This window comes from Idiomarina sp. UBA4206, from assembly GCF_002383015.1.
Lineage (GTDB): Bacteria > Pseudomonadota > Gammaproteobacteria > Enterobacterales > Alteromonadaceae > Idiomarina > Idiomarina abyssalis.
In genome coordinates this window covers 33,285-41,020 of record NZ_DFTS01000019.1, presented here as the reverse complement: position 1 = coordinate 41,020, position 7,736 = coordinate 33,285, and the positions used below count along the sequence as shown (strand labels likewise).

The 7,736-nt window shown below is 46.8% G+C and carries 8 protein-coding genes; 7 read left to right on the top strand and 1 reads right to left on the bottom strand.

The window, feature by feature from the left end:
* From rpe to B3180_RS04085, 4 genes are all read left to right on the top strand, one after another.
* The coding region (rpe, locus tag B3180_RS04100; RefSeq protein ID WP_286843203.1) for a ribulose-phosphate 3-epimerase at positions 1 to 522 on the top strand (522 nt) is incomplete at its 5' end.
* Positions 523 to 532: 10 nt separating this feature from the next.
* Positions 533 to 1,540 (top strand): tryptophan--tRNA ligase, encoded by a 1,008-nt coding sequence (trpS, locus tag B3180_RS04095; RefSeq protein WP_054490206.1) that lies wholly within the window; start codon positions 533 to 535, stop codon positions 1,538 to 1,540.
* A gap of 85 nt (positions 1,541 to 1,625) precedes the next feature.
* On the top strand, positions 1,626 to 2,207 hold the full coding sequence (locus B3180_RS04090; RefSeq protein WP_054490210.1) for an anthranilate synthase component II: 582 nt from the start codon (positions 1,626 to 1,628) through the stop codon (positions 2,205 to 2,207).
* A 68-nt stretch (positions 2,208 to 2,275) separates the two neighbouring features.
* On the top strand, positions 2,276 to 3,442 hold the full coding sequence (locus tag B3180_RS04085) for an HDOD domain-containing protein (RefSeq protein WP_054490212.1): 1,167 nt from the start codon (positions 2,276 to 2,278) through the stop codon (positions 3,440 to 3,442).
* A 4-nt stretch (positions 3,443 to 3,446) separates the two neighbouring features.
* Here B3180_RS04085 and B3180_RS04080 read toward each other — a convergent pair whose 3' ends face one another.
* Positions 3,447 to 4,154, bottom strand: coding sequence for a flagellar brake domain-containing protein (locus tag B3180_RS04080; protein WP_222235865.1), 708 nt, complete (start codon positions 4,152 to 4,154; stop codon positions 3,447 to 3,449).
* Positions 4,155 to 4,495: 341 nt separating this feature from the next.
* Here B3180_RS04080 and B3180_RS04075 point away from each other — a divergent pair, with 341 nt between their 5' ends.
* From B3180_RS04075 to astD, 3 genes are all read left to right on the top strand, one after another.
* The gene (locus tag B3180_RS04075) at positions 4,496 to 5,701 is read left to right on the top strand and encodes an aspartate aminotransferase family protein (RefSeq protein WP_222237025.1); all 1,206 of its coding nucleotides are present in this window, start codon (positions 4,496 to 4,498) and stop codon (positions 5,699 to 5,701) included.
* A 13-nt stretch (positions 5,702 to 5,714) separates the two neighbouring features.
* The gene (astA, locus tag B3180_RS04070) at positions 5,715 to 6,737 is read left to right on the top strand and encodes an arginine N-succinyltransferase (RefSeq protein WP_278358852.1); all 1,023 of its coding nucleotides are present in this window, start codon (positions 5,715 to 5,717) and stop codon (positions 6,735 to 6,737) included.
* Between the two features lie 14 nt (positions 6,738 to 6,751).
* On the top strand, positions 6,752 to 7,736 hold a 985-nt coding region (astD, locus tag B3180_RS04065), incomplete at its 3' end, for a succinylglutamate-semialdehyde dehydrogenase (RefSeq protein WP_286843199.1).

Genomic DNA, 7,736 nt, shown 5'->3' with positions numbered 1-7,736 from the left:
TGTAAAGCGCTGAGAGACTACGGTATCAAAGCGCCTATCGACGTACATTTGATGGTGAAGCCTGTTGATCGGATTATTCCTGACTTTGCAGAAGCCGGTGCTTCCATTATTACTTTCCACCCAGAAGCTTCCGATCACGTTGATAGGACTTTGCAGCTCATCCATGAAAGTGGTTGTCAGGCTGGGTTGGTTTTAAACCCCTCGACGTCTTTGTATCACCTTGATCATGTAATGGATAAAGTCGATGTGATTTTGCTGATGTCAGTAAATCCGGGCTTTGGAGGGCAGTCATTTATTCCTTCAACTCTGGATAAGTTGAGAGCTGTGCGTAAACGTATAGAAGAGAGCGGTCGTGATATCCGTCTGGAAGTCGACGGTGGAGTTAAGGTTTCAAATATTGGTGAAATTGCGGAAGCTGGCGCGGATATGTTCGTTGCGGGTTCAGCTATTTTTAATACGGATGATTACGCCAGTGTCATCCAGACAATGCGCGATGAAATCGCTGCGGTAACAGGTTCGTAGAGGAATAAGAATGTCTAAACCAATTGTATTAAGTGGTTGTCAGCCGTCAGGGCAGTTGTCTATTGGTAATTACATTGGCGCATTACGTCAGTGGGTCAACATGCAGGATACTCACGACTGCAAGTTCATGCTGGTTGATCAGCACGCAATTACCGTGCGCCAGGAACCTGAAAAACTGCAGCAGGCAACACTGGATGGTCTGGCTTTGTATTTAGCCTGCGGCCTGGACCCTGAGAAAAGTACCGTTTTCATTCAGTCGCATGTTCCAGAACATACTCAGCTGGCCTGGGTTCTCAATTGTTACACGCAAATGGGTGAGCTCAACCGCATGACGCAGTTTAAAGATAAGTCTCAGCGTCACGCTAATAATATTAATGCGGGACTGTTTACCTACCCGGCGCTGATGGCGGCAGACATTCTGTTGTATCAGGCAAACGAAGTGCCGGTTGGTGATGACCAGAAGCAGCACCTGGAAATGACACGCAATGTGGCCGAACGCTTCAATAATCTGTACGGCAATATTTTCACCATTCCAGAGCCAATGATTCCAAAAGTGGGTGCGCGGGTCATGTCGCTGCAGGAGCCGACTAAGAAAATGTCTAAGTCGGACGACAATCCAAATAATTTTGTTGGCTTACTGGAAGAGCCGAAGAAAATTCTGAAGAAAATAAAGAAAGCCGTTACCGACTCCGATGAGCAGGCACGCATTTACTTTAATCCTGAGGAGAAGCCCGGCGTTTCAAATTTACTCAGCATTATGTCCGCAGCTACCGGTAAGTCAATTGACGAACTGGTACCGGAGTATGAAGACAAAATGTACGGACATTTAAAAGTCGATGTAGCGGAATCTGTGGTTGCTATGCTTGAGCCTATTCAGCAGCGATATCACGAAATGCGTAATGATCAGGCGTTCTTGCAGCAAGTTATGAAGCAAGGGGCTGATAAAGCACGTGAAGCCTCAGCAAAAACTTTGTCAGATGTTTATAAAGCGGTAGGTTTTGTACCTTACCCTGGGTAATCGTCATTATGGTGAGTGAGTCTCCGGAACAGCGCGAAACAAGGGGGTTGTCAGGCAGCGATGAAACTTTGGCAAACTCTATAGCATGATCGTACTAATTGATAACTTCGACTCATTTACTCACAACCTGGCTCGCTATTTCCGTGAATTGGGGGAAGATGTTGTTGTTTTTCGTAACAATGAAATAACAGTTCCGGGCATTGAAGAACTCTCTCCGAAAGCTCTTGTGATATCTCCCGGACCTTGCACACCCAACGAGTCCGGCGTGTCTTTGGCCGCTATTCAACACTTTGGAAAGAAGCTTCCGATACTGGGCGTTTGTCTTGGGCACCAGGCATTAGCTCAGGTATTTGGCGCCAAAGTTGTCCGCGCCGAAAAAGTGATGCATGGAAAAACGTCGGTTATTCGACACACCGGTAACGGACTGTTCCAGCAGTTAGACAATCCTCTTGAAGTGACACGCTACCATTCGTTGGTAGTTTGCCCGGCCAGTTTGCCAACAGATTTCTTAATTGATGCCGATACAGAGAGCGAACGGGGAACGTTGGAAATTATGGCTATTAGGCATAGGGACTTACCTTTATTTGGCGTACAGTTCCACCCAGAGTCGGTAATGACAGCTCAGGGTCATAATTTGTTAGCGAATTTTTTACGTTATATACGATAATCAGTAAGTAGCATTTGTGGAGTTTATTCAACATAATGCTGCCGCAGTTCAGTTAATATAGAGGTAGTATGTTCCACTTTTTTGCGGGTACCACGGAAGGCGGCAGTAATGACCCGGCCCTGCGTTTAGAAAAACGTTTTATCAACTATTTGATAAGTTTTCCGTTTGCGCGCAAAGCTCGTTCAAAGGCTGACGGTACCGACGAGGAAGACAAAGAGCAGTTACGTAAACTGCTGGAAGTGGAGCGTCTGAACTATGAAGAACGTGATCGTAAGGCCCAGGCGCGCCAACGTTACGCTGACCGTATTTCTGACGAACTGCATGAAGAGATCTACCACCGCGCATTGAAAACGATAGATGACGGCGATTACATTCGCGAACGTCTGATACCGCTTCCTGAGAAACTGCCTGAGCTACTTGATACTCTGAGTCTGAAAGCCGCTTCTATGCGTCGCATTGAGTCAGTGGTGCAAGGTATGGACTGGTTTCACACGGGGTTACTTCGAACGGTCAATCAACCCCCTTTTATCGATCGCAACAAGCAGGTAAAAATTGATAATTTACGTGTTGCCATGAGTTTTGTGGGCACCGAAAACCTGCGACTGTTAGCGCCCGCATACATCATGCAAAACTGGCTGCCTCCGGCTGCACAACCTTTCATGTTGTTCCGTCGTAAAATTTGGGAACACTCTTTGGGGACGGCTATTGCAGCGCATAACATTGCGGTAGAGCGTAAGCTGCGGGATCCGGTACTTGCTTATACTATTGGCATGTTCCATGAGCTTGGGAAAATAGCGTTAACCAAACTGTATCTTCGCTTATTCGACGACGTGCAACGTGAATTTGCGATGCAAAGTGTGAACGATAAATCACCTGAGCGGCATAATACGATTGTAAAACTGACTCCGGATGAGCGCTTTTTACGCGACTTAATGTTGGAAAAGGACAAAGACGTCAGTTACCTGGTGGCTGAAGGCTGGGGTTTGAAACGCGTTCCTGTTAGTAAACACCTGTTAGCTTTCACTCAAAGTCAGACCGCAGAGAATGAATCTGATTACGCGCAAGCTCTGGCGCAGGCAAACGCCTATTGTGAATTCAGAATGTTAAGAGAAGTGGACTTAGCTAGCCTGGAAGAAGGTAAACACCTGTTGAATAAGTACTCGATAACAGCAGACACCATTGCACGCTTAAATAATGTGAGTTTAAAGCGACCGCCTATTGTTGTGCCGGAGTAAAGGGTTAACACTCAAACTCTGTGTCTATCAACAGATGGTCGAATACATTATTAATATGAGCTTCATCGTCGGTGAAGCGGACTCCAACACTGATCATCCCTCGTTCTTTGCGTTGGTTCATAATTTGGCCTGAAAGGCTCAGTGCTTCTTTATGCGCGCCAGAACCAATGCCCACCTTAATATTCATATGAGTAACATTGCCGGCTTCATTGGGCGTGGCTTTAAAAACGATCCTGCATCCGGCGGAAGAGATATCGACAATGACGCCACTGGCGAGCTTTTTCTTAGTGCTTGCCTGGCTATTGTCCGCAGTGACATCAACCGGAATGTGGGTGCGTACTCGCTTTTGCGCTCTTAACGCCCTGTTCTCAACTTGCTCAGGGTATTCTAAGTACAACAACCTGAACGGGAAGTTAGTTACCGCTCTAATTTTCGTTTTAAACGCAATACACTCGCCGGTCTCTCCCTCTAAAACCAATCGGACAATAACCGGGTTACCCTCAAATAAAACGTCTGAATAGCTCCCTTCTGTGCGGGGGTTGGGCTGTTTTAATAAAAGGTATTTGCCGGTGTCAAAACCGACCAGCTGGAGTTTTGTGCGTACTTTCGCTGCGGATGCAAACTCTACATCAATCATATCGCCTGGACGTAAGTAAGCCAGCTTTAGCTGTGGTTGAGAAGGGGATTCCAGAGTTGGGGTCTGATTGTCCATAGTATTCTCTGTCGCCGAGCATTCATTCAATAAACTTCAGGCTAAGGTAAGTACTAATAAAAAGCAATGCAATTTTGCGTAGGTAAATGTTACAAGGTGTTTAACAAGTTATCTTGAGAAAAAATTATGACTAAAGATTCATTCTTTCTGCATGCATTAGCATAACTATTCGTATCTGATGCAAGAAAAGCGTAAAGCCCCGTTTTAAGCGATTTATAACGGAATTATCACAGACAAAGTGAACAAATTTTGGCATAATAGCGGGCTACTTTGAGAAATGAATTTGTTGACACCTTTGTTAACTCGCTAAGGCGATAAGGACGAGAGTAATGGCAGACAATATGACAGTAAACCGTGAAATGTTTAATGACGTAATGGTTCCCAACTATAACCCTGCATCAATGATCCCGGTAAAGGGCGAAGGCGCCCGGGTATGGGACCAGGACGGTCGTGAATACGTTGACTTTGCAGGCGGTATTGCTGTGAACTGTCTTGGTCATTGCCACCCGGCGATGGTGTCAGCTCTGCAGGAACAGAGCCAGAAGCTTTGGCATTTAAGTAATGTGTTTACTAACGAGCCGGCAATTCGTCTGGCGAAAAAGCTGACCGAGGCAACTTTTGCTGATCGTGTTTACTACGCTAACTCAGGCGCTGAAGCCAACGAAGCGGCATTAAAACTGGCGCGTCGCTGGGCGATTGAAAAGCACGGCGAACATAAACAAAAAATCATTGCTTTCACTAAAGGCTTCCACGGGCGTACTTTCTTTACGGTAACCGTTGGTGGTCAACCAGCATACTCTGATGGTTTTGGACCGAAACCTGGCGGTGTTGATCATGTTGATTACAACAATATTGATGCGCTAAAGGCGCTGATTTCTGATGACACTTGTGCTGTCATGATGGAACCGCTGCAAGGTGAAGGTGGCGTGGTTAGCCCTGACGTGGAGTTTGTGAAAGCGGTACGTGAACTTTGTGACCAGAACAACGCGTTGCTCATTTTTGATGAAGTGCAAACGGGTTTTGGCCGTACCGGTAGCCTTTATGCTTATGAGCAGTTGGGTGTTACACCGGACATTCTGACGTCAGCGAAAGCATTGGGCGGCGGTTTCCCTATTGGCGCTATGCTAACAACAACTGAAATTGCAGAGCATCTTAAACCAGGTACACACGGCAGTACTTACGGCGGAAACCCGCTGGCTTGTGCTGTGTCAGAAGCGGTGTTCGATATTGTTAATACCAAAGAAACTCTGGATGGCGTTAAGCAACGCGAGCAGTGGTTTAAAGAGCAGCTGGCGGCAATTAACGAAAAATATAACGTGTTTAGCGAAATTCGTGGCCAGGGTCTATTGCTTGGTGCGGCAATGAATAAAGAATACGAAGGACGCGCACGCGACTTCCTATTAGCGGGCCAGGAGCATGGCGTAATGGTTTTAATTGCCGGCGCTAATGTCGTGCGCTTTACCCCGTCACTGGTTATTTCTGAAGAAGACGTAAAAGAAGGCCTGCAGCGCTTTGAAAAAGCCGTCGCTCAGGTTGTCGGTCAATAACTGAGGCTGTTTTATGTTGCTAATCAGACCCATTAAGCCGTCAGATTACGAAGCGTTATATCAGTGCGCGATTGAGTCCGGTCATGGTTTTACTTCCTTACCGGTAGACCAATCGCTGCTGGAGCGTCGTATTAATGCGGCGCAAAAAGCTTTTGCTAAAGACACCGTTGAAACACCCGGTGATGAAAGCTACCTGTTTGTTATGGAAGATACTGAAACTGGTACTATTGCAGGTGTTAGTGGTATCGAAGCTGCGGTGGGTTTGAATGAAGCCTTCTGGCATTACCGTTTGGGTAAAGTTGTGCATCATTCAGAGAAGCTGAATATCTATAATGCGCTGGAAACTCTTACTCTGTGTAATGACTACACCGGTGTTTCCGAGCTATGCACGTTGTTTTTGCGAGAACCTTACCGACACAACATGAACGGACGTACATTGTCACGCTTCCGCATGTTATTTTTGGCGCAATTTAAGCAACGTTTCAGTGACTGGGTAATAGCCGAAATGCGCGGTGTTTCAGATGAAAATGGAGATTCGCCATTCTGGAACTGGCTGGAAGAGAACTTTTTCTCAATGGACTTTCCAAAAGCCGACTACTTGAGTGGTATTGGAGATAAAGTCTTTATTTCTGAGCTGATGCCGCGTTTTCCTATTTACACCAATCTACTGAGTAAAGAGGCACAAGCGGTTATCGGTAAAGTACACGACAACACTCGCCCGGCCCTTAAACTGTTGGAATCGGAAGGTTTTCGTTTCCGTGGTTTTGTGGACATTTTTGACGCCGGACCAACGGTTGAAGCGGAAGTTTGTAATCTCAACAGTGTGCGTAACAGCCGTTTAGTGCCGGTAGTAGTGCGCGATTCGGTAGCAGAAGGTGAGGGTGTTCCTCATATTGTGTGTAATACGCAGTTGAAGAACTTCCGTGCGACAAAGCTTTCTTTGCCAGAAGGCGCAGAAGAACTCATATTGACGACAGAACAAGCACAGGCAATGCATTTAGAAAGCGGCGATGAAGCCCGCATTGTTGCACTCTAAGCAGGAGTATTTGTATGACGAACAGTATTCAATTTATCGATGGTTGTTGGGAAGCAGGCGAAGGCCAGTTATTTAAATCAATTGATCCGGCCCGTAACGAAGCTATCTGGAGCGGTGAATCCGCCAGTGAAGATCAGGTAGAAAAAGCGGTAATGGCTGCTCGCAAAGCCTTTCCTGACTGGGCGGGCCGTAGCGTCGAAGAGCGCTTAGCCATCTGCAAAAAGTTTTCAGCGTTACTTGAAGAAAATAAAGAGCACTTGGCGCAGGTTATGGCAAAAGAAACCGGCAAACCTGTGTGGGAAACCCGTACCGAAGTGGGCGCTATGATGGGCAAAGTCGCGATTTCTGAGCGTGCTTACCATGAGCGCACCGGCACCGTGGAAAATGAAATGCCGGGGGCTAAAGCCTTTATTCGTCATAAACCTCACGGTGTGGTTGCTGTCTACGGCCCTTATAACTTTCCGGGACACTTGCCAAACGGGCACATTGTACCAGCACTGATTGCCGGTAACACGGTAGTGTTTAAGCCAAGTGAACTCACACCAATGGTTGCTCAGGAAACCATTAAGTTATGGGAACAAGCAGGCATTCCAGCCGGCGTTTTGAACCTGGTTCAGGGCGAAGTTGAAACCGGCAAAGCACTATCGGCACACCCTCAAATTGATGGCTTGTACTTCACCGGCTCATCAAACACCGGGCACTTGTTGCACAAACAATTTGGCGGTCGTCCAGACAAAATTCTTGCGTTGGAAATGGGCGGTAATAACCCGTTGCTGGTTACTAACGTTGCTGACATTGATGCGGCGGTTCATAACATCGTACAGTCAGCTTTTATTACCTCAGGTCAGCGTTGCACATGTGCACGCCGCTTGTTCATTGAAGACTCAGAACAGGGTCGCGCAGTGCTTGAGCGTTTAATTGAAGTGACTGAAAACATTTTGGTCGATGACTACGAAGCAGACCCTCAGCCGTTTATGGGCGCAATGATTTCTGCTAAAG

Coding starts and splice junctions, on each gene's coding strand:
- trpS (WP_054490206.1), top strand. CDS start 533: ATGTCTAAACCAATTGTATTAAGTGGTTGTCAGCCGTCAGGGCAGTTG.
- B3180_RS04090 (WP_054490210.1), top strand. CDS start 1,626: ATGATCGTACTAATTGATAACTTCGACTCATTTACTCACAACCTGGCT.
- B3180_RS04085 (WP_054490212.1), top strand. CDS start 2,276: ATGTTCCACTTTTTTGCGGGTACCACGGAAGGCGGCAGTAATGACCCG.
- B3180_RS04080 (WP_222235865.1), bottom strand. CDS start 4,154: ATGGACAATCAGACCCCAACTCTGGAATCCCCTTCTCAACCACAGCTA.
- B3180_RS04075 (WP_222237025.1), top strand. CDS start 4,496: ATGACAGTAAACCGTGAAATGTTTAATGACGTAATGGTTCCCAACTAT.
- astA (WP_278358852.1), top strand. CDS start 5,715: ATGTTGCTAATCAGACCCATTAAGCCGTCAGATTACGAAGCGTTATAT.